28 protein-coding genes are annotated in these 19,528 nt (G+C 71.2%); 20 read left to right on the top strand and 8 right to left on the bottom strand.

The features are described 5' to 3' along the window. Positions 1-57: 57 nt before the first annotated feature. Positions 58-498: a VOC family protein gene (locus ACWXWW_RS10140; RefSeq protein ID WP_455969808.1), complete on the top strand. Its 441-nt coding sequence runs from the start codon at positions 58-60 to the stop codon at positions 496-498. Between the two features lie 31 nt (positions 499-529). Further along, a complete protein-coding gene (locus ACWXWW_RS10135; protein ID WP_455969807.1) occupies positions 530-1,048 on the top strand; it encodes a YbhB/YbcL family Raf kinase inhibitor-like protein in 519 nt (172 codons plus the stop codon). On the opposite strand, the gene ACWXWW_RS10130 is transcribed toward ACWXWW_RS10135, so the two are convergent. Further along, the gene (locus ACWXWW_RS10130; protein ID WP_455969806.1) at positions 1,045-1,989 is read right to left on the bottom strand and encodes a COX15/CtaA family protein; all 945 of its coding nucleotides are present in this window, start codon (positions 1,987-1,989) and stop codon (positions 1,045-1,047) included. The two genes, ACWXWW_RS10135 and ACWXWW_RS10130, sit on opposite strands and share 4 nt — an antisense overlap. Before the next feature lie 234 nt (positions 1,990-2,223). Here ACWXWW_RS10130 and sufB point away from each other — a divergent pair, with 234 nt between their 5' ends. From sufB to ACWXWW_RS10095, 7 genes are all read left to right on the top strand, one after another. Then, a complete protein-coding gene (sufB, locus tag ACWXWW_RS10125; protein WP_271174055.1) occupies positions 2,224-3,642 on the top strand; it encodes a Fe-S cluster assembly protein SufB in 1,419 nt (472 codons plus the stop codon). After that, positions 3,643-4,854, top strand: coding sequence for a Fe-S cluster assembly protein SufD (sufD, locus tag ACWXWW_RS10120; RefSeq protein ID WP_455969805.1), 1,212 nt, complete (start codon positions 3,643-3,645; stop codon positions 4,852-4,854). After that, on the top strand, positions 4,851-5,177 hold the full coding sequence (locus tag ACWXWW_RS10115) for a non-heme iron oxygenase ferredoxin subunit (RefSeq protein ID WP_455969804.1): 327 nt from the start codon (positions 4,851-4,853) through the stop codon (positions 5,175-5,177). Before sufD ends, ACWXWW_RS10115 begins: the two co-directional genes overlap by 4 nt. Before the next feature lies 1 nt (position 5,178). Continuing rightward, the gene (gene sufC / locus ACWXWW_RS10110) at positions 5,179-5,949 is read left to right on the top strand and encodes a Fe-S cluster assembly ATPase SufC (protein ID WP_271174058.1); all 771 of its coding nucleotides are present in this window, start codon (positions 5,179-5,181) and stop codon (positions 5,947-5,949) included. Positions 5,950-5,958: 9 nt separating this feature from the next. Next, complete coding sequence (locus ACWXWW_RS10105) at positions 5,959-6,288, top strand: metal-sulfur cluster assembly factor (protein ID WP_271174059.1); 330 nt, start codon at positions 5,959-5,961, stop codon at positions 6,286-6,288. Between the two features lie 64 nt (positions 6,289-6,352). Then, positions 6,353-7,507 (top strand): MalY/PatB family protein, encoded by a 1,155-nt coding sequence (locus ACWXWW_RS10100; protein ID WP_455969803.1) that lies wholly within the window; start codon positions 6,353-6,355, stop codon positions 7,505-7,507. Next, positions 7,504-8,907, top strand: coding sequence for an MFS transporter (locus ACWXWW_RS10095; protein ID WP_455969802.1), 1,404 nt, complete (start codon positions 7,504-7,506; stop codon positions 8,905-8,907). The genes ACWXWW_RS10100 and ACWXWW_RS10095 overlap by 4 nt, the downstream gene beginning before the upstream one ends. Positions 8,908-8,913: 6 nt before the next feature. Here ACWXWW_RS10095 and ACWXWW_RS10090 read toward each other — a convergent pair whose 3' ends face one another. Then, positions 8,914-9,465: a TetR family transcriptional regulator gene (locus ACWXWW_RS10090; RefSeq protein WP_282979835.1), complete on the bottom strand. Its 552-nt coding sequence runs from the start codon at positions 9,463-9,465 to the stop codon at positions 8,914-8,916. A 72-nt stretch (positions 9,466-9,537) separates the two neighbouring features. Here ACWXWW_RS10090 and ACWXWW_RS10085 point away from each other — a divergent pair, with 72 nt between their 5' ends. The 6 genes from ACWXWW_RS10085 (at position 9,538) to ACWXWW_RS10060 (ending at position 14,078) form a co-directional block, all read left to right on the top strand. Then, positions 9,538-10,131, top strand: a complete 594-nt coding sequence (locus ACWXWW_RS10085) for a biotin transporter BioY (protein ID WP_282979836.1) — start codon at positions 9,538-9,540, stop codon at positions 10,129-10,131. Continuing rightward, on the top strand, positions 10,124-10,831 hold the full coding sequence (locus ACWXWW_RS10080) for an energy-coupling factor ABC transporter ATP-binding protein (RefSeq protein WP_455969801.1): 708 nt from the start codon (positions 10,124-10,126) through the stop codon (positions 10,829-10,831). The genes ACWXWW_RS10085 and ACWXWW_RS10080 overlap by 8 nt, the downstream gene beginning before the upstream one ends. Beyond that, entirely contained in the window at positions 10,828-11,421 is a 594-nt protein-coding gene (locus ACWXWW_RS10075) for an energy-coupling factor transporter transmembrane component T family protein (protein WP_282979839.1), read from the top strand. Before ACWXWW_RS10080 ends, ACWXWW_RS10075 begins: the two co-directional genes overlap by 4 nt. Continuing rightward, entirely contained in the window at positions 11,421-11,750 is a 330-nt protein-coding gene (locus ACWXWW_RS10070) for a CHY zinc finger protein (protein ID WP_455969800.1), read from the top strand. The genes ACWXWW_RS10075 and ACWXWW_RS10070 overlap by 1 nt, the downstream gene beginning before the upstream one ends. Positions 11,751-11,842: 92 nt before the next feature. Next, positions 11,843-13,441: an ABC-F family ATP-binding cassette domain-containing protein gene (locus tag ACWXWW_RS10065; protein ID WP_282979842.1), complete on the top strand. Its 1,599-nt coding sequence runs from the start codon at positions 11,843-11,845 to the stop codon at positions 13,439-13,441. Between the two features lie 103 nt (positions 13,442-13,544). Continuing rightward, positions 13,545-14,078 (top strand): type 1 glutamine amidotransferase domain-containing protein, encoded by a 534-nt coding sequence (locus ACWXWW_RS10060; RefSeq protein WP_271174068.1) that lies wholly within the window; start codon positions 13,545-13,547, stop codon positions 14,076-14,078. 8 nt (positions 14,079-14,086) lie between these two features. Here the strand turns inward: ACWXWW_RS10060 and ACWXWW_RS10055 are convergent, their stop codons facing one another. The 3 genes from ACWXWW_RS10055 to ACWXWW_RS10045 are packed head-to-tail and all read right to left on the bottom strand — an operon-like array spanning position 14,087 to position 15,524. Then, a complete protein-coding gene (locus ACWXWW_RS10055; RefSeq protein ID WP_455969853.1) occupies positions 14,087-14,914 on the bottom strand; it encodes an SURF1 family cytochrome oxidase biogenesis protein in 828 nt (275 codons plus the stop codon). After that, positions 14,914-15,141 carry a hypothetical protein gene (locus ACWXWW_RS10050; protein WP_282979843.1) on the bottom strand — a complete coding sequence of 76 codons (228 nt, stop codon included), beginning with the start codon at positions 15,139-15,141 and terminating at the stop codon, positions 14,914-14,916. The genes ACWXWW_RS10055 and ACWXWW_RS10050 overlap by 1 nt, the downstream gene beginning before the upstream one ends. Continuing rightward, entirely contained in the window at positions 15,138-15,524 is a 387-nt protein-coding gene (locus ACWXWW_RS10045; protein WP_455969799.1) for a DUF3099 domain-containing protein, read from the bottom strand. The genes ACWXWW_RS10050 and ACWXWW_RS10045 overlap by 4 nt, the downstream gene beginning before the upstream one ends. Before the next feature lie 109 nt (positions 15,525-15,633). On the opposite strand from ACWXWW_RS10045, the gene fabG reads away from it, so the two are divergent. After that, complete coding sequence (gene fabG / locus ACWXWW_RS10040) at positions 15,634-16,344, top strand: 3-oxoacyl-ACP reductase FabG (RefSeq protein ID WP_271174071.1); 711 nt, start codon at positions 15,634-15,636, stop codon at positions 16,342-16,344. A 9-nt stretch (positions 16,345-16,353) separates the two neighbouring features. On the opposite strand, the gene serB is transcribed toward fabG, so the two are convergent. Continuing rightward, positions 16,354-16,989, bottom strand: coding sequence for a phosphoserine phosphatase SerB (gene serB / locus ACWXWW_RS10035; RefSeq protein WP_455969798.1), 636 nt, complete (start codon positions 16,987-16,989; stop codon positions 16,354-16,356). Between the two features lie 58 nt (positions 16,990-17,047). Here serB and ACWXWW_RS10030 point away from each other — a divergent pair, with 58 nt between their 5' ends. Further along, positions 17,048-17,845, top strand: a complete 798-nt coding sequence (locus tag ACWXWW_RS10030) for an ABC transporter ATP-binding protein (RefSeq protein ID WP_282979847.1) — start codon at positions 17,048-17,050, stop codon at positions 17,843-17,845. 72 nt (positions 17,846-17,917) lie between these two features. Beyond that, positions 17,918-18,172 carry a type B 50S ribosomal protein L31 gene (locus ACWXWW_RS10025; RefSeq protein WP_271174074.1) on the top strand — a complete coding sequence of 85 codons (255 nt, stop codon included), beginning with the start codon at positions 17,918-17,920 and terminating at the stop codon, positions 18,170-18,172. A 55-nt stretch (positions 18,173-18,227) separates the two neighbouring features. Here ACWXWW_RS10025 and ACWXWW_RS10020 read toward each other — a convergent pair whose 3' ends face one another. Together ACWXWW_RS10020 and ACWXWW_RS10015 are read right to left on the bottom strand one after the other, a co-directional pair. Beyond that, positions 18,228-18,437, bottom strand: a complete 210-nt coding sequence (locus ACWXWW_RS10020) for a hypothetical protein (protein ID WP_455969797.1) — start codon at positions 18,435-18,437, stop codon at positions 18,228-18,230. A 46-nt stretch (positions 18,438-18,483) separates the two neighbouring features. Beyond that, on the bottom strand, positions 18,484-18,699 hold the full coding sequence (locus tag ACWXWW_RS10015; protein ID WP_271174076.1) for an SCO4848 family membrane protein: 216 nt from the start codon (positions 18,697-18,699) through the stop codon (positions 18,484-18,486). A gap of 37 nt (positions 18,700-18,736) precedes the next feature. On the opposite strand from ACWXWW_RS10015, the gene ACWXWW_RS10010 reads away from it, so the two are divergent. Both ACWXWW_RS10010 and ACWXWW_RS10005 read left to right on the top strand, forming a co-directional pair. Further along, positions 18,737-19,240 (top strand): GNAT family N-acetyltransferase, encoded by a 504-nt coding sequence (locus tag ACWXWW_RS10010; RefSeq protein WP_455969796.1) that lies wholly within the window; start codon positions 18,737-18,739, stop codon positions 19,238-19,240. A gap of 71 nt (positions 19,241-19,311) precedes the next feature. Next, on the top strand, positions 19,312-19,528 hold a 217-nt coding region (locus ACWXWW_RS10005), incomplete at its 3' end, for a hypothetical protein (protein ID WP_455969795.1).

Raw genomic sequence — 19,528 nt, 5'->3', positions numbered from 1 at the left:
GTCCTCTGTGAACCGCGGCGCTGGTGGTCGCGCGCTCGCGGGCCTATCGTGCCGCCCATGGGCATCAGGATGGAGAACGTCGGCATCGCCGTCCGCGACATCGAGGAGGCGATCGCGTTCTTCCGCGATCTCGGCCTCGCCGTCATCGGGCGCGACGAGGTGAGCGGCGAATGGGCGGACACGGCGGTGGGACTCGACGGCAACCACGCGCGGATCGCGATGCTCGAGACGCCGGATGGGAGCGGACGGCTCGAGCTCTTCGAGTACCTCCACCCCGATGCGCTCGAGACGGAGCCGACCCTCCCGAACGAGATCGGGATGCACCGCGTCGCGTTCTCGGTCGACGACCTCGATGCGGCGCTCGAGATCGCCGCCCGGCACGGCTGTCGCCCGCTGCGCGGCGTCGCGGACTACCAGGGGGTCTACCGCCTGACCTACCTGCGCGGCCCGAGCGGCATCCTCGTGATGCTCGCGGAGGAGCAGCGGCGCTCTCGCTAGTCTGGACGCGACGCCGATCGGAAGGAGTCCTGTGTTCTCATACGATCCGTACGCCGAGCTCGCGACGCTGCGCAGCTTCGCGCCGCTCGCGCTCACGAGCACCGACATCGCCGAGGGGCAGCCGCTGCCTCTCGCGCAGTGGGGATCCGCCGGCGGCGGCTCCGACACGTCGCCCCAGCTCAGCTGGTCGGGCGCGCCGGAGGGAACGCGGTCGAACGCCGTGTCGTGCTTCGACCCGGATGCGCCCACGGGCGCCGGCTACTGGCACTGGGCGGTCTACGACGTGCCCGCCGACGTGACGTCGTTCGCGACGGGCGAGGCGGGGCGCACGCCCGGCATCACCCTGCGCAACGAGGCGGGGGTCCCCGGCTACATCGGCGCGGGGCCGCCTCCAGGCACGGGGGTCCACCGCTACTTCTTCGTCGTGGACGCCCTCGACGTCGAGCACCTCGACATCACGTCGGACGCGACGCCGTCGATCCTCGGCTTCCAGCGTCATTTCCACTCGCTGGCCCGCGGCATCCTCGTCGCCACCGCGACGAGCGACTAGTCGCGGGGGAGCGCAGCGGGGGTCTTCATCCGCAGCACGACCACCGTGAACGTCGCGGCCGACAGCGCGGCGAGCACCATGTGGATGCCGACGAGCAGCTCGGGCAGGCCGTTCCTCGCCTGGATCACGCCCACGAGGATCTGCACGCCGATCGCGAGCAGCAGCACGGCCATCCAGCGGCGCGTCGGCAGGCGGAGCGTCCAGGCGGCCGCGAGGAGCACGACGACGAGCCCGAGCAGGATGTAGCCGGGCCAGGAGTGCACGTGGGCGAGGACCGTCGCGTCGAACCCGCGGCGGATCACCTCGGCGTCGCCCGAGTGCGGGCCGGAGCCGGTCGTCAGGACGCCGAAGAGGATGGTCACCGCGAGCACAAGGGACGTGACGTGCGTGAGGATCAGGTACCAGCGGGGGACCGCGAGGCTGCGCGGTCCCGGTGCGTCGTGCGCGCGGACGAGGAACGCCGCGGTCAGGCACACGAGGGTGAGCGATGCGGCGTAGTGGAAGCCGACGATGAAGGGGTTCAGCCCCGTCCACACGGTGATGCCGCCGACCACGGCCTGCGCGACGATGCCGCCGAGCACGATCGCCGCGAGCGCGAACAGATCGCGGCGCTCGGCGCGCATCCGCCACACGAGCACGAGCACGGCGAGGGCGACGAGCCCGACGACGCCCGTCATCGTGCGGTTGCCGAACTCGATGAGTCCGTGCACGCCCATCTCCGGGGTGGGAACGAGCGACTCCGGCGTGCACAGCGGCCACTCCGAGCAGCCCAGGCCCGACCCCGTGAGGCGCACGGCGCCGCCCGTGCCGATGATGACCGTCTCGGCGATGAACGACAGCCAGGCCGCGACGCGCACGCGCGCGTCGACCGCGGTCGGAAGCCAGGAGACGAACCGCGTGCGCAGGTCGGCGGCGTCGGATGGTGCGGTGTCGGCGGGCATGGCGAGGCGCCTCCTGCGGTTCGCCTGAGCGTCCGGCGCGAACGGCGCCGAACGAGGCGGAACCTGTAGAATCGTGGGTGACTGAGGATGCGGGCGCGTGCGCTCAGCGCATCCACTAACAGTGTAGGCGCGAGCGATCGCGCCGGAAGCCGGGTCCCACAGACGGCCGCTCCGCTCCGAGCGACCGGGGCGGATGACACCGCTGCGAGACCCCTGAGGAGAGTGTGAAGCGTCATGTCTGATGTGCTGATCGACCGCCCCGAGCTCGAAGGTCTGGGGGTGTACGAGTTCGGATGGCACGATGCCGACGCGGCTGGCGCGAGCGCCAGGCGCGGCCTCAGCGAGGCCGTCGTGCGCGACATCTCGGCCCTCAAGAGCGAGCCGGAATGGATGCTCAAGAACCGTCTCAAGGGCCTCCAGCTCTTCGGACGCAAGCCGATGCCGACGTGGGGCGCCGACCTCAGCGAGATCGACTTCGACAACATCAAGTACTTCGTCCGCTCCACCGAGAAGCAGGCGCAGTCCTGGGAGGACCTCCCCGAGGACATCAAGAACACGTACGAGCGCCTCGGCATCCCCGAGGCCGAGCGCCAGCGCCTCGTCGCGGGCGTCGCGGCTCAGTACGAGTCGGAGGTCGTGTACCACCAGATCCGCGAGGACCTGGAGGCGCAGGGCGTCATCTTCATGGACACCGACACCGCGCTGCGCGAGCACCCCGAGTTCTTCGAGGAGTACTTCGGCACGGTCATCCCGGCCGGCGACAACAAGTTCGCCGCGCTGAACACGGCCGTCTGGTCGGGCGGCTCGTTCGTCTACGTGCCCAAGGGCGTCCACGTCGAGATCCCGCTCCAGGCCTACTTCCGCATCAACACGGAGAACATGGGCCAGTTCGAGCGGACGCTCATCATCGCGGACGAGGACTCCTACGTCCACTACATCGAGGGCTGCACGGCTCCCATCTACAAGAGCGACTCGCTGCACTCGGCGGTCGTCGAGATCATCGTGAAGAAGAACGCCCGCGTGCGCTACACGACGATCCAGAACTGGTCGAACAACGTCTACAACCTCGTCACCAAGCGCGCGATCGCGCACGAGGGCGCGACGATGGAGTGGATCGACGGCAACATCGGCTCCAAGGTGACGATGAAGTACCCGTCGATCTTCCTCATGGGCGAGCGCGCCAAGGGCGAGACCCTCTCGGTCGCCTTCGCGGGCCCCGGCCAGCACCAGGACGCCGGCGCGAAGATGATCCACATGGCGCCGTACACGCAGTCGTCGATCGTCTCGAAGTCGATCGCCCGCGGCGGCGGCCGCGCCGGCTACCGCGGCGAGGTGCGCGTCGACGCGAACGCGCACCACTCGGCGAACACGGTGCGCTGCGACGCGCTCCTGGTCGACACGATCTCGCGCAGCGACACGTACCCGGCGATCGACATCCGCGTCGACGACGTGCAGCTCGGCCACGAGGCGACCGTCTCGAAGGTCAGCGAGGAGCAGCTGTTCTACCTCATGAGCCGCGGCCTCCCCGAGGACGAGGCGATGGCCATGATCGTGCGCGGGTTCATCGAGCCGATCGCGCGCGAGCTGCCCATGGAGTACGCACTGGAGCTCAACAAGCTCATCGAGATGGGCATGGAAGGATCGGTCGGCTAGATGACGACCCCGACGCAGGCGCCGGAGCAGACGGCGCAGGACACGCACGCTCACGTGGACCCGGCCGCGGCTCTCCGCGACGACGCCGTCGTCCCCGTCCAGACGCGCTCGGAGCGGCTCCGCTCGTACGAGCCGGCAGACTTCGGCACGCCCACGGGCCGCGAGGTCAACTGGAAGCACACGCCGGTCGACCGCATCGCGCCGCTCTTCGCGGTCGCCGACGCGAACGACGGCGTGACCACGACCTTCGTCTCGGGCGGCCAGTATGCCGCGGCACCCCTCGCCGCAGGCGCCGCGCCGCGCGGCGAGTTCTTCGAGCCCGAGGACCTGCCGGCTGCCGTGGCCTGGCAGGGGGCTGCCGAGGCGCTGCACATCCGCGTCCCGCGCGAGGAGGAGGTCGCCGAGCCGATCGTCGTCCTCGTCGACGGCCAGGGCGCTGACCGCCGCGCCGACGCGCACATCGTGATCGAGGCGCTCGAGCTGTCGAAGGCCACCGTCGTGCTGCGGCACACGGGCACGGCCCAGTACGCGCAGAACGTCGAGATCCTCGTGCGCGACGGCGCCCAGCTCACGGTCGTCTCGGTGCAGCAGTGGGACGACTCGGCCGTGCACGCCGCTGCCCACCAGGCACGCGTCGACCGCGACGCGACGCTCCGCCACGTCGTCGTGAGCTTCGGCGGCGGCGTCGTCCGGGTGAACCCGAACGTCGAGCTCGCCGGCCAGGGCGCGAACGGCGAGGTCTACGGCCTCGCGTTCGCCGACGACGGCCAGCACCTCGAGAGCCAGGTCTACCTCTTCCACAAGGGCCCGGAGACGACCGGCGACGTGCTCTACAAGGGCGCGCTGCAGGGCCTCACGGCCCGCTCGGTCTGGATCGGCGACGTGCTCATCGGGCCCGACGCGACCGGGACCGACTCCTACGAGGCGAACCGCAACCTCATCCTCACGAACGGCGCGCGCGCGGACTCGATCCCGAACCTCGAGATCCAGACCGGCGACATCAAGGGCGCCGGCCACGCATCCGCGACCGGTCGATTCGATGACGAGCAGCTGTTCTACCTCCAGGCGCGCGGCATCACCGAGGCCGAGGCGCGCCGCCTCGTCGTCCTCGGCTTCCTGAACGAGATCGCGCAGAAGATCGACGTGCCGGGCCTGCAGGACGAGCTCGTCGCCGCGATCGAGAAGGAGCTCGCAGACGGGGCCGCGGCATGACCGCGTCCCGTGTGTGCTCGTTCAGCGAGCTCGAGCCCGACACCGCGTTGCGGGTCGTCGTCGACGGCGTGCCGATCGCGGTCGTGCGCGACTCGAACGACGAGGTGCACGCGATCGGCGACGTCTGCACGCACGGCGACATCTCGCTGTCCGAGGGCTTCGTCGAGGGCGATTCGCTCGAGTGCTGGGCCCACGGCTCGGCCTTCTCGCTCCGCACGGGCAAGCCCCTGAACCTCCCCGCTTACGAGCCCGTCCCGGTCTACGTCGTCCAGATCGACGGCGACGACGTGCTCATCGACCCGAATGTGAAGAAGGAAATCTGAAATGGCAGTCCTCGAGATCCGCGACCTGCACGTGACGGTCGAGACCGATGAGGGTACGACGCCCATCCTCAACGGCGTCAACCTCACCGTGAAGACGGGCGAGACCCACGCGATCATGGGCCCCAACGGCTCGGGCAAGTCGACCCTCGCGTCGACCATCGCCGGTCACCCGAAGTACACCGTGACCTCCGGCTCGATCACGCTCGACGGCGAGGACGTCCTCGAGATGTCGGTCGACGAGCGCGCCCGCGCCGGCCTGTTCCTCGCGATGCAGTACCCGGTCGAGATCCCCGGCGTGACGGTGACGAACTTCCTCCGCACCGCCAAGACCGCGCTCGACGGCGAGGCGCCGGCGATCCGCACGTGGACCAAGCAGGTCAAGGAGGGCATGAAGAACCTCCGGATGGACGACAGGTTCGCGCAGCGCAACGTCAACGAGGGCTTCTCGGGCGGCGAGAAGAAGCGCCACGAGATCCTCCAGCTCGAGCTCCTCAAGCCGCAGCTGGCCATCCTCGACGAGACCGACTCGGGGCTCGACGTCGACGCGCTCAAGATCGTCTCGGAGGGCGTGAACCGCGCCAAGGAGAACACCGGCCTCGGCGTCCTCCTCATCACGCACTACACGCGCATCCTCCGCTACATCAAGCCGGACTTCGTGCACGTCATGGTCAAGGGCCAGGTCGTCGAGGAGGGCGGGCCGGAGCTCGCCGAGCGCCTCGAGAACGAGGGCTACGACCGGTACTTCGCCCCCGGCGAGCCGATCGAGGCGTAGGCTCGCGACATGTCCGCGACCCTCACCCCGGAGAAGTACGACGAGGTCATCGAGGCCCTCAAGGAGGTCATGGACCCCGAGCTCGGCGTCAACGTCGTCGACCTCGGGCTCATCTACGACCTCGCGTGGGACGACGAGAACGACGCGCTCGTCATCCACATGACGCTCACGAGCGCCGGGTGCCCGCTGACCGACGTGCTCGAGGAGCAGACGGCCCAGGCCCTCGACGGCGTGGTCGACCGCTTCCGCATCAACTGGGTGTGGATGCCGCCGTGGGGTCCCGAGCGGATCACCGACGACGGGCGCGACATGATGCGCGCCCTCGGATTCGCGATCTGAGACCGACCGACACGGAACGACCCGGAGCCGCGGCTCCGGGTCGTTCCGCGTCTAGGCTCGAAGGGTGACCACGCCGCTCGACGCCCTGCCCCTGGAGACCCTGCGCACCCGAACGAGCACGAAGTGGGCGACGTACCCCGCCGACGTCCTGCCGCTCTTCGTGGCCGAGACGGACTTCCCGCTCGCCCCGGCCATCTCGCAGGCGCTCAGCGCGGCGGTCGAGCGCGGCGACACGGGGTACGTGCCCCCGCGCACGCGCTATCCGGAGGCGTTCGCGGGCTTCGCGAGCCGCCGCTACGGCTGGGAGGTCGACCCCGCGCGCGTGCGCACGACGTGCGACGTCATGATGGGCGTCGCCGAGGCCATCCGCGCGGTGGCCGGCGCCGGCGAGGGCGTCATCGTCACGCCGCCGGTCTACCCGCCCTTCTTCGCGGTGCACGAGGAGTCCGCCACCGAGGCCATCCGCGTCCCCCTGGTTCGCACCGACGCCGGCTGGCAGCTCGACCTCGACGGCATCGACGCGGCGTTCGCGGCCGGCGCGAAGGCCATCCTGCTCTGCAACCCGCACAATCCGACCGGCACGGTGCACGCGCGCGAGGCGCTCGCGGAGCTGGCCGAGATCGCCGCGCGCCACGGCGCGTGGGTGATCAGCGATGAGATCCACGCGCCGCTCGTGCTGCCCGGCGCGGAGTACACGCCGTTCCTCGCGGCGAGCGAGACGGCGGCCGAGGTCGGCATCGCCCTCACGAGCGCGAGCAAGGCGTTCAACCTCGCGGGGCTCAAATGCGCGAATTTCGTCACGGCCTCCGACGCCGCGCACGCCGTCGTGAGCCGGATCCCCATGGAGGTCGAGTGGCGCACGGGGCTGTTCGGCATCCTCGCGGGGATCGCGGCGTTCGAGGACGGCGACGGATGGCTCGACGCCCTGATCGCGCGACTCGACGCCAACCGCGCCCTGCTCGCGGACCTGCTCGCGGAGCACGTGCCCGGCGCGCGCTACCTGCCGGGCGACGCCGGCTTCCTCGCCTGGGTCGACCTCGGCGCGCTCGGATGGGGCGACGACCCGTCGCGGCGCATCCTCAAGGACGCGAAGGTCGCGCTCAACCCCGGACCGTCCTTCGGCGCGGAGGGCGCGGGATTCGCGCGCATCAACTACGGCACCGGACCGGAGATCCTCGAGGCGGCCATCCGGCGCATCGGCGCGCTCATCGCGTCGTGAGCGGGGTCGATCCCCGCGCCGCCGCGTCGGGGCAGGTTCCGGTCGTGCCCGCGACCGCGGGGCCGAGCATCTGGCGGAGGCCGTACCTCCTCACGACGCTCGGCGCGGTGGCGCTCATCTTCCTCGCCGCGCTCCAGTCCCTCGCCGTCACCACGGTGATGCCGGTCGTGGCGAGCGACCTGAACGGCGAGGCCCTGTACGCTGTCGCGTTCTCGGGGACGTTCGCGACCGCGGTGATCGGGATGGTCGCGGCCGGCGCGTGGTCGGATCGGACGGGGCCCGTCGCACCGCTCTTCACGGCCGCGCTGTTCTTCGTCGCGGGCCTTGCGATCGACGCGCTCGCGGGAGACATGACGACGCTCGTCGTCGGGCGGCTCATCATGGGACTCGGCTCGGGAGGCCAGGTCGTCGCGCTCTACGTCGTCGTCGCACGCGTCTTCCCCGCGCAGGTGCAGGGTCGGGTCATGGCGGCGTTCTCGGCCGCGTGGATCGTCCCCTCGCTCGTCGGCCCGGTGCTCGCGGGCGCCGTGACCCAGTATCTCCACTGGCGGTGGGTCTTCGCGGGGATCGCGATCCTCACCGTCGCCGCCTTCGCGATGATCGCGCCCAGCCTGCGGGGCCTTCGCACGTCGCCGGAGGAGCCCCACATGGGCGGCATCGCGCGACGCCTCCTGTTCGCGGTCGTCGTCGCGGTCGGAGCCCTCGCGCTCAGCCTCTCCGGCGAGATCGAGGGGGCGCTCGGCTGGCTCGCGGCGGCCGCATCGCTCGTCGTCGTCGCGGCGTCCATCCTGCCGCTCCTGCCGGCGCGGACGATCCGGCTCGCACGCGGACTGCCGAGCGTCATCGTGATGCGCGGGCTCATCGCGGGCGCGCTCTTCGGCGCCGAGATCTACGTGCCGTACCTGCTCATCGACCGCTTCGGGTTCTCTCCGACGACGGCGGGGGCCGGTCTCACCGTCGCGGCGCTCACCTGGGCTGCATCGGCGGAGGTGTCGGGGCGATTCGGAGATCGGATGGGGAACCGCCGCATCGCGCTGCTGGGCGCCGCCCTGCTCGCGGTCGCCCTCACCGCGTGCATGCTCACGGCCGCGCTCGGCCTGCCGGCCTGGGTGCCGATCGGCTTCTGGGGCTTCGCGGGACTCGGCATGGGCCTCGTCTACCCTCGGCTCACCGTGCTCACGATCGCCTACTCGTCGGCTCGCAACCAGGGGTTCAACTCCTCGGCGCTGCAGATCAGCGACTCGGTGGGGGCGTCGGCGACGATGGCGGTCATGGGGCTCGCCTTCACGGCGCTCGCCGGCGCGTCGGGCGCGTTCGCCGCGGTCTTCGGCATCGGGCTCCTGCTCGCGCTGGCCGCGCTCGTCCCCGGGCTGCGCTTGGGCCACGCGCGCGAGGTCTGAGCGCGCTCAGCCGGCGCCGAGACCCGCGAGGATCACCGCGACGCCGTGCCGGAAGTCGGCATCCGCTGCGTCGGCGCCGTCACCCGGCACGACACCCAGCTCGGCGGCCTGCAGCCGCTGCTGCACGAGCGACGCGTGCCCGAGGACGAACGGAAGCAGGATGGCGGCCCCGCGGTCGGCGTCGTCCTGCGGGAGCGTCCGGGCGAGCGCCTCGGCGAGCCGTCGGCGGGGGGCGTCCTCGCCGAGCGCGAGCGCCTGCGTGCTCAGCACGACCTCGGCGCCGTCGCGATGCGCGAGAAGCGCGTCGCGGAGGGCGAGCGCGACCTCGGCCGGTGAGGCGTCGTCGTCGACCTCCGCCGCCCGCACGATGCGATCCGCGAGCGCGGCGAGGAGCACCTGCTTGCTGTCGAAGTGCCAGTAGAGCGCGCTGGCGCGCACGTCGAGCTCGGCCGCGAGCCGCCGCATGGTGAGATCGCCCAGTCCGTGGGTGTCGAGGATGCGCAGGGCGGCCTCGACGATGCCGGCGCGATCGTTGCGGGCTGTCGTCGCGTCGGCCATGCCCATGAGTATACTGAACGCCGTTCATGTGAACGCTGTTCAGGACGCGTTCCCCGCCGACAGGAGACCCCCATGACCGTGACGAGCCGTTTCGAGGGCCGCGACATCGCGCGCATCGCCGTGTTCGCCGCTCTCATCATCGCCCTCGGCCTGGTCGGCCCGATCCCGGGCCCGGTCGGCGTGCCGATCACGGCGCAGACGCTGGGCGTGATGCTCGCCGGCGCGGTGCTCGGATGGCGGAACGCGGCCGCCGCGGTGCTCGTGGTCGTCGTGCTGACTGCGGTGGGGCTCCCGGTCCTCGCCGGCGGGCGCGGCGGGCTCGGCGTCTTCGTCGGCCCCACGGCGGGGTATCTGCTCGGCTGGATCCCGGGCGCTGCGGTCGTCGGGCTCATCGCGCACGCGGGCCGTCGCTTCGCGTGGTGGCGGGTGGCCGTCGGCGCCGTCGTCGGCGGGATCGGCGTGATCTACGCGATCGGCGTGCCGGTGCAGGCCCTCGTGATGGGCCTGCCCCTCGGCGATGCTCTCGTCGCGAGCGCCGTGTTCCTGCCGGGCGATCTCATCAAGGCCGCCGTCGCGACGGTGCTCGCGGTCGCGCTGCACCGCGCCTATCCCGTCGCGTTCCCTCGGCGCACGCCGCAGCCCGCCCTGCAGGCCGCCGGTGAGTGACGCGCGCGGGGTCATCCGCCTCGATCGCGTGTCGGTCGAGGTCGGCGGCGCGCGCATCCTGCAGGACGTCTCCGTCGAGCTGCCGCAGCGCCGGATCGCGGTGATCGGGGCGAACGGCTCGGGCAAGTCGACGTTCGCTCGGGTGCTCGACGGCCTCGTCGCGCCGACGTCGGGCGTCGTCTCGGTCCACGGCATCGACGTCGTGCGCGAGCCGAAGCGGCTGCGCGAGGCCGTGGGATTCGTGTTCACCGACCCCGACGCGCAGATCCTCATGCCCACTCCGGCCGAGGACGTCGCCCTCTCGCTCAAGGGGAGCGGGCTCTCGCGCGGCGAGGTCGCCGCGGCCGTCGCCCGCGAGCTCGAGCGGCACGGACTCGACGCGCACGCCGACCAGCCCGCCTACAGCCTGTCCGGCGGCCAGAAGCAGCTGCTCGCGCTCGTCTCGGTGCTCATCCGCCGCCCGCGCCTGATCATCGCCGACGAGCCGACGACCCTGCTCGACCTCGGCAACGCGCGTCGCATCGCGGACATCCTCATCGACGGGGTCGTCGCGCAGACCGTGATCGTCACGCACGACCTCGAGCTCGCTGCGCGGTGCGACATCGCGCTCCGGTTCGCGCACGGCCGCCTGATCGAGGTCGGCGAGCCTGACGGCGTGATCGCACGCTACCGAGCGGAGTTCGCGGGGGAGCGCGCGTGATCTCGCTGTACCGGCCCGGCGGCAGCGTCATCCATCGGATGCCCGCGGGCGCGAAGCTCGCGGTCATGGCCGCGCTCGCGCTGGCGATCTCGCTGTGGCCGCACACGCCCCTCACCGCGGTCGCCGCGCTGGTCCTCGTCATCGGGCTCTTCGCCCTCGGCGGCTTCGGGCCGCGCGAATGGCTGCGGCAGGTCTGGGCGCTGCGGTGGATCGTCGCCTTCATGGCGGTGACGCAGCTCGTGTTCCTCGGGCCGACGCCGGCGCTCGTCAACACCGTGCGCGTCGCGTCGGTCGTGCTCCTCGCGGCGCTCCTCACGCTCACGACCCGCACGGACGAGCTCCTCGCCGCACTCGAGCGCCTCCTGCGACCGCTCTCGCGGTTCGGCGCGGATCCGTGGCGGATCGCGTTCACGCTCTCCCTCACGATCGCGCTCGTGCCCGTCGTGGCCGACTTCGCACGGCGCATCCGCGAGGCGCAGCGCGCGCGAGGCGTGAGGCTCGGCTTCCGGGCCGTGCTGCCGCTGCTCGTGATGTCGCTGCGCCACGCCGACGGCGTGGCCGACGCGCTGACCGCCCGCGGGGTCGCGTGATGCCCTTGCGCGTGGGGGAGCACCTCGTCCACGGCGCGGTCGTCGACGCTCAGACGCGGTGCGCGCACTGGCACGGACCGCGCGACGTCCTCGCCATCCGCTTCCCATGTTGCGGTCGCTGGTATCCGTGCCACTCCTGCCATGAGGAGGCGGCCGACCATCCGGGCGAGGTGTGGCCAGCGGATGCCGCGGGTGAGCGCGCGCTCCTGTGCGGCCGCTGCGGCGAGACGTCGACCATCGCGGAGTACCTCTCGGCCTCGACGTGCGCGCGCTGCGGCGGGGCCTTCAACGAGCGCTGCCGCCTCCACCACGACCTCTACTTCGCGTAGGCGCCCCTCCCAGGCGGCCGAGCGGCGCCCCCGCCTATACTGGGAGGCTGGCCGTTCGGCCGCAGAACCCCCGGAGAGAAACTGGTGCCGCTGTGCTCGCCGTGCACGACCTCGAGATCCGCGTCGGAGCCCGACTCCTCATGTCGGGAGTGGACTTCCGCGTCGGCCCCGGCGACAAGGTCGGGCTCGTCGGCCGCAACGGGGCGGGCAAGACGACCCTGACGAAGGTGCTCGCCGGCGATCTCATCCCCTCCGACGGCACGGTCACGAAGTCGGGCGAGATCGGCTACCTGCCGCAGGACCCGCGCTCCGGCGACCCCGAGGAGACCGCGCGCACGCGCATCCTCAACGCGCGCGACCTCGGCGACCTGGCCGCGGGCATCCGCGAGTCGTCGGAGCGGATGGCGGATGACGACGCCGCTGTCGCCGAGAAGGCGATGAAGCGCTATGCGCGCCTCATGGAGCGGTTCGAGGCGCTGGGCGGATACGCCGCCGAGGCGGAGGCCGCGTCGATCGCGCACAACCTGTCGCTTCCCGACCGGATCCTCGATCAGCCCCTCAAGACGCTGTCAGGCGGTCAGCGGCGTCGCATCGAGCTCGCGCGCATCCTGTTCTCCGACGCCGAGACGATGATCCTCGACGAGCCGACGAACCACCTCGACGCCGACAGCGTCATCTGGCTGCGCGAGTTCCTCAAGACCTACAAGGGCGGGCTGATCGTCATCAGCCACGACGTCGAGCTCGTCGGGGAGACCGTCAACCGGGTCTTCTACCTCGACGCGAACCGCCAGGTCATCGACATCTACAACATGGGCTGGAAGCACTACCAGCGCCAGCGGGTCGCCGACGAGGAGCGCCGCAAGAAGGAGCGCGCGAACGCCGAGAAGAAGGCGTCGGTGCTGCAGCAGCAGGCGGCCCGCTTCGGGGCGAAGGCGTCGAAGGCCGCGGCCGCGCACCAGATGGTCGCACGGGCCGAGAAGCTCCTCGCGGGTCTCGAGGAGGTGCGCCAGGAGGACCGGGTCGCCAAGCTCCGCTTCCCGAAGCCCGCGCCCTGCGGCAAGACGCCGCTCATGGCGTCGAGCCTGTCGAAGTCGTACGGCGCACTCGAGATCTTCGCGGGCGTCGACCTCGCGATCGACCGCGGCTCGAAGGTCGTCGTGCTCGGTCTCAACGGCGCCGGCAAGACGACGCTCCTGCGCATCCTCGCGGGCGTCGACAAGAGCGACACGGGTCGCATCGAGCCCGGACACGGCCTGAAGATCGGCTACTACGCGCAGGAGCACGAGAACCTCGACGTCAAGCGGTCGGTGCTCGAGAACATGGTCTCGGCGGCTCCGAACCTCAACGAGACCGAGGCGCGCAAGGTGCTCGGGTCGTTCCTGTTCACCGGCGATGACGTGCACAAGCCCGCCGGAGTGCTCTCGGGCGGCGAGAAGACGCGACTCTCGCTCGCGACGCTCGTCGTGTCGTCTGCGAATGTGCTGCTTCTCGACGAGCCCACCAACAACCTCGACCCCGCGTCGCGCGATGAGATCCTCGGAGCGCTCGCGCACTACGAGGGCGCCGTCGTGCTCGTGTCGCATGACGAGGGCGCGGTCGAGGCGCTGAACCCCGAGCGCGTCCTGCTGCTGCCCGATGGCGTCGAGGACATCTGGAACAAGAGCTACCTCGACCTCATCACCCTCGCGTAGGGCGGGAGTGTAACGCGCGAGAGCGCTGATCCGCGAGGCGTTGCGTCTGAGGTCGGGATCGTCGTGGGATGGACTCATCCGACCCCGACGAAAGGATCTCCGCATGCCCGTCTCCGGCAAGAAGGTCGCGTTCCTCCTCACCAAGGGGGTCGAGCAGGTCGAGCTGACCAGCCCGCGCCAGGCGCTCGACGGCGCCGGTGCGACGACTGTCCTCGTCTCGCCGTCGACGCCCACGCTGCAGGCGATGCAGGACGATTGGGAGCACGGTGACGTGTTCGACGTCGACGTCCCCGTCTCCGACGCGCGGCCGGACGACTACGATGCCCTCGTCCTGCCCGGCGGAACGCTCAACGCCGACAGCCTGCGCCTCGACGCAGATGCCGTCTCGTTCGTCCGGGAGTTCCTCGCATCGGGCCGGCCTGTCGCCGCGATCTGCCATGCGCCGTGGATCCTCGTCCAGGGAGACAGCGCGGATGGCCGGCGTCTCACGTCGTACGCATCGCTCGAGCACGACCTGCGCAACGCGGGAGCGGACTGGGTCGACGAGGAGGTCGTCGTCGACGGCAACCTCATCACGTCGCGCAACCCCGGCGACCTCGACGCGTTCAACCGCGCCCTTCTCGACGCGCTCGCATAGCGGGCCGGTCAGCGGCCGTCGATGAGGGCGTCTTCCTCGTCGGCGTCGCGATCGCGTCGTCGCACGCGGCGAGGGGGCGTCGGATCGTCGTCGTCCTCGTCGCCGAGCGCGTCTTCACGCCGTGCGCGGACCTCGGTGCGGATCATGTAGCCGATGAACACGAACCCCATGATCGCGAAGAGGATCCACTGGATCGCGTACGACAGGTGCGGCCCCGGGTCGATCTCGGGCGCCTCGAGCGCGTGCGGGCGCGTCGCGGGCGCCGGATCCTCCGAGACCATGAGCCCGTAGGCGTCGACGATCGTGGCGTCGCCCGCGAGCTCCGCGACGGACGGGAGGTGGATGGTCGGGAGCTGCCCCTCGGGCGCGCTGCGGCCGGAGGAGGGGAGCGGCTCGCCCGGCTTGAGGCGCACGGTCACCTCGACCTCCCCCGCGGGCGGGGCCGGGACGGCGTCGGGCAGGGCCCCCTCTCCGGGCGGGAGCCAGCCCCGGTCCACGACGAGGATCCGCCCGTCGTCCACGGCGAACGGCACGAGCACCTCGAACGCGCTCGTCCCGCCCTGGGCGCGGTTGCGGACGAGGAGCTGCTCGTCGGCGAGGTACTCGCCGGTGAGGACGACCGGCCGCCACTCGTCGGCCGGGTCGAAGCCCTCGCCGGGCGGGAGGACCTCGTCGAGCGGGGCCGTCGGCGCGTCGTAGTTCCGCTCGATGAGCGCGTTCGCCGCGGACCGCTGCTCGTTGCGGTCGAACTGCCACTGCGACAGGAACGCGCAGGCGACCGCGAAGAGGATGGCGATGAGGACGTACACGCCCCACCGGCCGAGCCGCGAGCGGATCACGAGGGCTCTCCCGTCCCGACGCCCTCGACGACCTCGAGGGGGAAGTCACGGCTCGCGAGGAAGTCCCGCAGGAAATCGACGTGCGCGTCGCACGCGAGCCAGGTCTTCCGGCGGTCGGCCGCGTGGATCTTCGGATTGCGCCAGAGGATGCTCCAGGTCGCGCTCTCGCGGCACCCGGCGCGCGAGCACACGGGCTCGTCGAACCCGCCGCCGAATCCGATCACGCGCGGCCGTCCTCGTCCTCGTCGGCGCGAGCCGCGCCATCCGATCGGCCGCTCTCGGAGATCCGGAAGACGCCGGGGCTCCCGGGCGCCTCGGAAGGCGTCGAAGCCGCGGGGAGCGCCTGCTGCTCGGGCGCCTGCGCATGCGCGACGCGGCCGGCCTGAGCGGCGTTCGCGATCACGACTGCGATGTAGGGGAGCACGACGGCGCCGATGGCGAAGAGGAACGTGTACCAGCCGTAGGGCACGACGACCACCATGAGGACGAGGCAGAGCGTGCGCACGCCCATCGTCAGGAGGTAGGTGCGCATGCGGTGCGACTCGTCATCGCGGGGAGCGCGATCGAGGGAGGTCGCCGACTGCGGCTGCGGCTTGCGGATCTTCACGGTGCTCTCAGCCTACTTCGCGCCGCCGCGCGCGGGCCGTGAGACGGCGGGAGCGCGGCCCGCATAAGCTGGTCCGGTTCCATCGGCCCAGAACACCGGGAGTCCAGCTGTGACCACTGATCGCGTCGTCCTCGTCACCGGCGGCAACCGCGGCATCGGCCGCGCCATCGCCGAGCGCTTCGTGTCGGAGGGGTACCGGGTCGCCGTCACGGCGCGCAGCGGCGAGGGCCCGGAGGGCGCGCTCACGGTCCGCGCCGACGTGACCGACTCCGCATCGCTCGACGCCGCGTTCACCGAGGTCGAGGAGAAGCTCGGCAACGTCGAGATCCTCGTCGCGAACGCCGGCATCACGAAGGACACGCTCATGCTGCGGATGAGCGAGGAGGACTTCGACGCGGTCGTGGGCACGAACCTCGGCGGGTCGTTCCGCGTCGTCAAGCGCGCGCTCAAGGGGATGATCCGGGCCCGCTTCGGGCGCGTCATCCTCATCTCGAGCGTCGTCGGGCTGTACGGCTCGGCCGGCCAGGTGAACTACGCGTCGTCCAAGAGCGCCCTCGTCGGCTTCGCGCGCTCGCTCACACGCGAGCTCGGCGCCCGCGGGATCACCTCGAACGTCGTCGCCCCGGGATTCATCGAGACCGACATGACCGCCGAGCTCCCCGAGGAGACGCAGGCCGAGTACCGCAAGGCCATCCCGCTCGGCCGCTACGGAAGCGCCGACGAGGTCGCGGGCGTGACGGCCTGGCTCGCGTCGGACGCCGCGTCGTACATCTCCGGCGCCGTCATCCCGGTCGACGGCGGACTCGGCATGGGGCACTGAGCCCGCTCGTCACGGCAGCAGCGGGATGACCTCGCACAGGTCGACCGGACCGATGGCGAGGGGCGCCGCCTGACGCACCGCCGGCTTCGCGTTGAAGGCGATGCCGAGCCCGGCGGCCGCGATCATCCGGAGGTCGTTCGCGCCGTCGCCGATCGCGATCGTGCGGCGGAGGGGCACGTCGTGCTCCTCCGCCCAGGCGCGCAGCGACGCCGCCTTCGCGTCGGCGTCGACGATCGCGCCGTCGACCTCGCCCGTGAGCACGCCGTTCTCGGCTCGCAGCCGGTTCGCGCGCCAGACATCGACGCCCAGGTCGGGTGCGACGGTGTCGAGGATCTCGTGGAACCCGCCCGAGACGACCCCGACCATCCCGCCCCGCTCGTGCACGGCGGCGACGAGCTCGCACACTCCCGGTGTCGGCTCGATGCGCGCGAGCACGCGCGCGAAGGATCCGACCGGCACGCCGGCGAGCGCCTTCACGCGCGACCGCAGGCTCTCGGAGAAGTCGACCTCGCCCCGCATCGCGGCCTCGGTGGCCGCCGCGACCTCGGGGCCGCGACCGGCCTCGTCGGCGATCAGCTCGATCACCTCATTGCGGATGAGCGTGGAATCGGCATCGAGGACGACGAGAAAGCGGGTCACGATCAACGAGGGTAGCGGGCGCGCCACGGACGAGCCGACCCGAGCGCCTCGGTAGGCTGGAGGCATGCTCCCCGTGCTCTCGTTCGACGGCGTCGTGGTGCGCCGCAGTGGTCGCAACATCGTCGACGGCATCAGCTGGACCGTCAACGACGACGAACGCTGGGTCGTCCTCGGCCCCAACGGCGCCGGCAAGACCACGCTCCTGCAGATGGCCGACGCGTACCTGCACCCGACCTCCGGCACCGTCGACATCCTCGACGAGCGCCTCGGGCGCACGGATGTCTTCGAGCTGCGTCCGCGCATCGGCTTCGCCTCGAGCGCGCTCGCCAAGCGGATCCCCGCGGAGGAGACCGTGCTGAACACGGTGCTCACGGCGGCGTACTCGGTCACCGGCCGGTGGAACGAGGAGTACGAGGGGATCGACGAGCGCCGCGCCCTGCGCGTGCTCGCCGAGTGGAGGCTCGACCACCTCGCCGACCGCGAGTTCGGCACGCTCAGCGACGGGGAGCAGAAGCGCGTGCAGATCGCCCGCGCGATCATGACCGACCCCGAGCTGCTCCTCCTGGATGAGCCCACGGCGAGCCTCGACCTCGGAGCGCGCGAGGTCCTCCTCGAGCTCCTCAGCGGCTACGCGGCCGCTCCCGGGACGCCGGCGATGATCATGGTGACGCACCACGTCGAGGAGATCCCCGTCGGCTTCACGCACGTGCTCCTGCTGCGCGACGGCAAGGCGGTGGCCGCGGGCCCGATCCGCGACACGCTCACGGCCGAGAACCTCACCGCGACGTTCGGTCTCGACATCACGGTCGCCGAGCAGGACGGACGGTACGCGGCTCGCGCGGTGTCCGCGTCCGACGTCTGATAAGCTTGGGCTTTGGTGCTTCTGCGCCCGCAGACTTTCTCATCCGATCGAATCGATCCCGCAAGGACAACCATGAAGACTGACATCCACCCGACGTACCAGCCGGTCGTTTTCCGTGACCTCGGCTCGGGCGAGACCTTCCTCACCCGTTCGACCGCCACGAGCGACAAGACGATCGAGCTCGACGGCGTCGAGTACCCCGTCATCGACGTGGAGATCTCGTCGGCGTCGCACCCGTTCTACACGGGCAAGCAGCGCATCATGGACTCGGCCGGCCGCGTCGAGAAGTTCAACCAGCGCTTCAAGGGCTTCGGCGGCTCCAAGTAAGTCGTCTCGTCCACGAGGAAAGGCCCCGCTTCGGCGGGGCCTTTCCTCGTCTCGGTCACTCGTCGATCTCGATCGTGACGGTGCCGTCGTCGAAGTCGATGACGCCCGGCCCCTTGTCCGGAGAGGGCGCGGGGACGGGCACGATCTGGAGAGCGCCACGCCTGATCCGCTTCGTGCGCGCTGGGGCGCCAGACGGCGTCGAACCCGCCGCCGATGGCGGAGACGGGGTACTTGCGACGCAGGCGATCATCGTCCATGGGCTCACCCTAGGCGGTCCGTCGGGCGGCGGCGAGGTCGCGCACCCGCCTGAGTCAGGCGACGAGCGCCCAGACGCCGGCGACCGCGGAGGCGGCCGCGAGCACGAGGGCGGCGCCGATGAGCACGGCGTGCACGGTGTAGAAGGCCGTCCTGCGGCCCTGCTCATCGCGTGCACGGGGGTCCGCTGTCACCCGCTTCCAGAAGCGCGGCCACACCACGACGTTGAAGACGGCGTTGACGAGGAGCAGCACGGCGAGGAGGACGGTCACCCTGCGAGTCTACGAGCCGGTTTGTAGGCTCGACGCCATGGCCATCCGCATCCGCCCCGTCGCTCCGCAGGATCTCGCCGACGTCGAGCGGATCGAGAACGAGGCGGATCGCCTGCTCGTCGACCTGCTCGCCCCGGAGCGGTGGGATCCGGCGCCGGCCGGGGCCGATCGGGCTGCGCAGCCCGGGTTCCTCCTGGTCGCGGAGGGTGACGCGCTCGTCGGGTTCGCGCATGTGCTCGAGGTGGACGGAGCCGCGCATCTCGAGCAGCTGTCGGTGCTGCCCGCCTTCGGTCGTCAGGGGATCGGGCGTCGCCTCGTCGATGCCGTGAAGGACGAGGCGCGGCGGCGCGGACACGCATCCATGACCCTGCGGACCTTCGCGGAGGTGCCCTGGAACGCGCCGTTCTACGCGAGGTGCGGGTTCATCGAGGAGCAGCCGACGACGGCGTTCGAGCGAGGTCTCGTGGCCACGGAGCAGCGGCTCGGGCTGGACCAGCTCGGTCGTCGGATCCAGATGCGCGCCGTATTGCATCGGTCATAGATTCGATCGCGAGTTATCCACAGTTTGGGATTGTTCGGTGTAATGTCCGATGCGGTGGGTAGTGTGGGGGTATGTCGAGGACGATGCCGCGGGAGGATGCGGGGGTGGGCTGGGAGCCCACTCCGGCGGAGGTCGCGGTGACGCGTTCGGCGGTGGAGCGGGCGCGCCAGGCGCGGGTGCTTCAGGCGCAGGCGGCGGCGATGGAGGCGCGGGCGCTGGCTGAGGCGGGGGAGGTCGCGCGGGCGCAGCTGGCGAGGTCGGGGGCGGTCTCGTCGCGGTATGACTTCC

The sequence above is a fragment of the Microbacterium sp. KNMS genome, assembly GCF_053851835.1.
The sequence above is the reverse complement of the archived record's forward strand: the minus strand, read 5'-3'. Positions and strand labels throughout refer to the sequence as shown.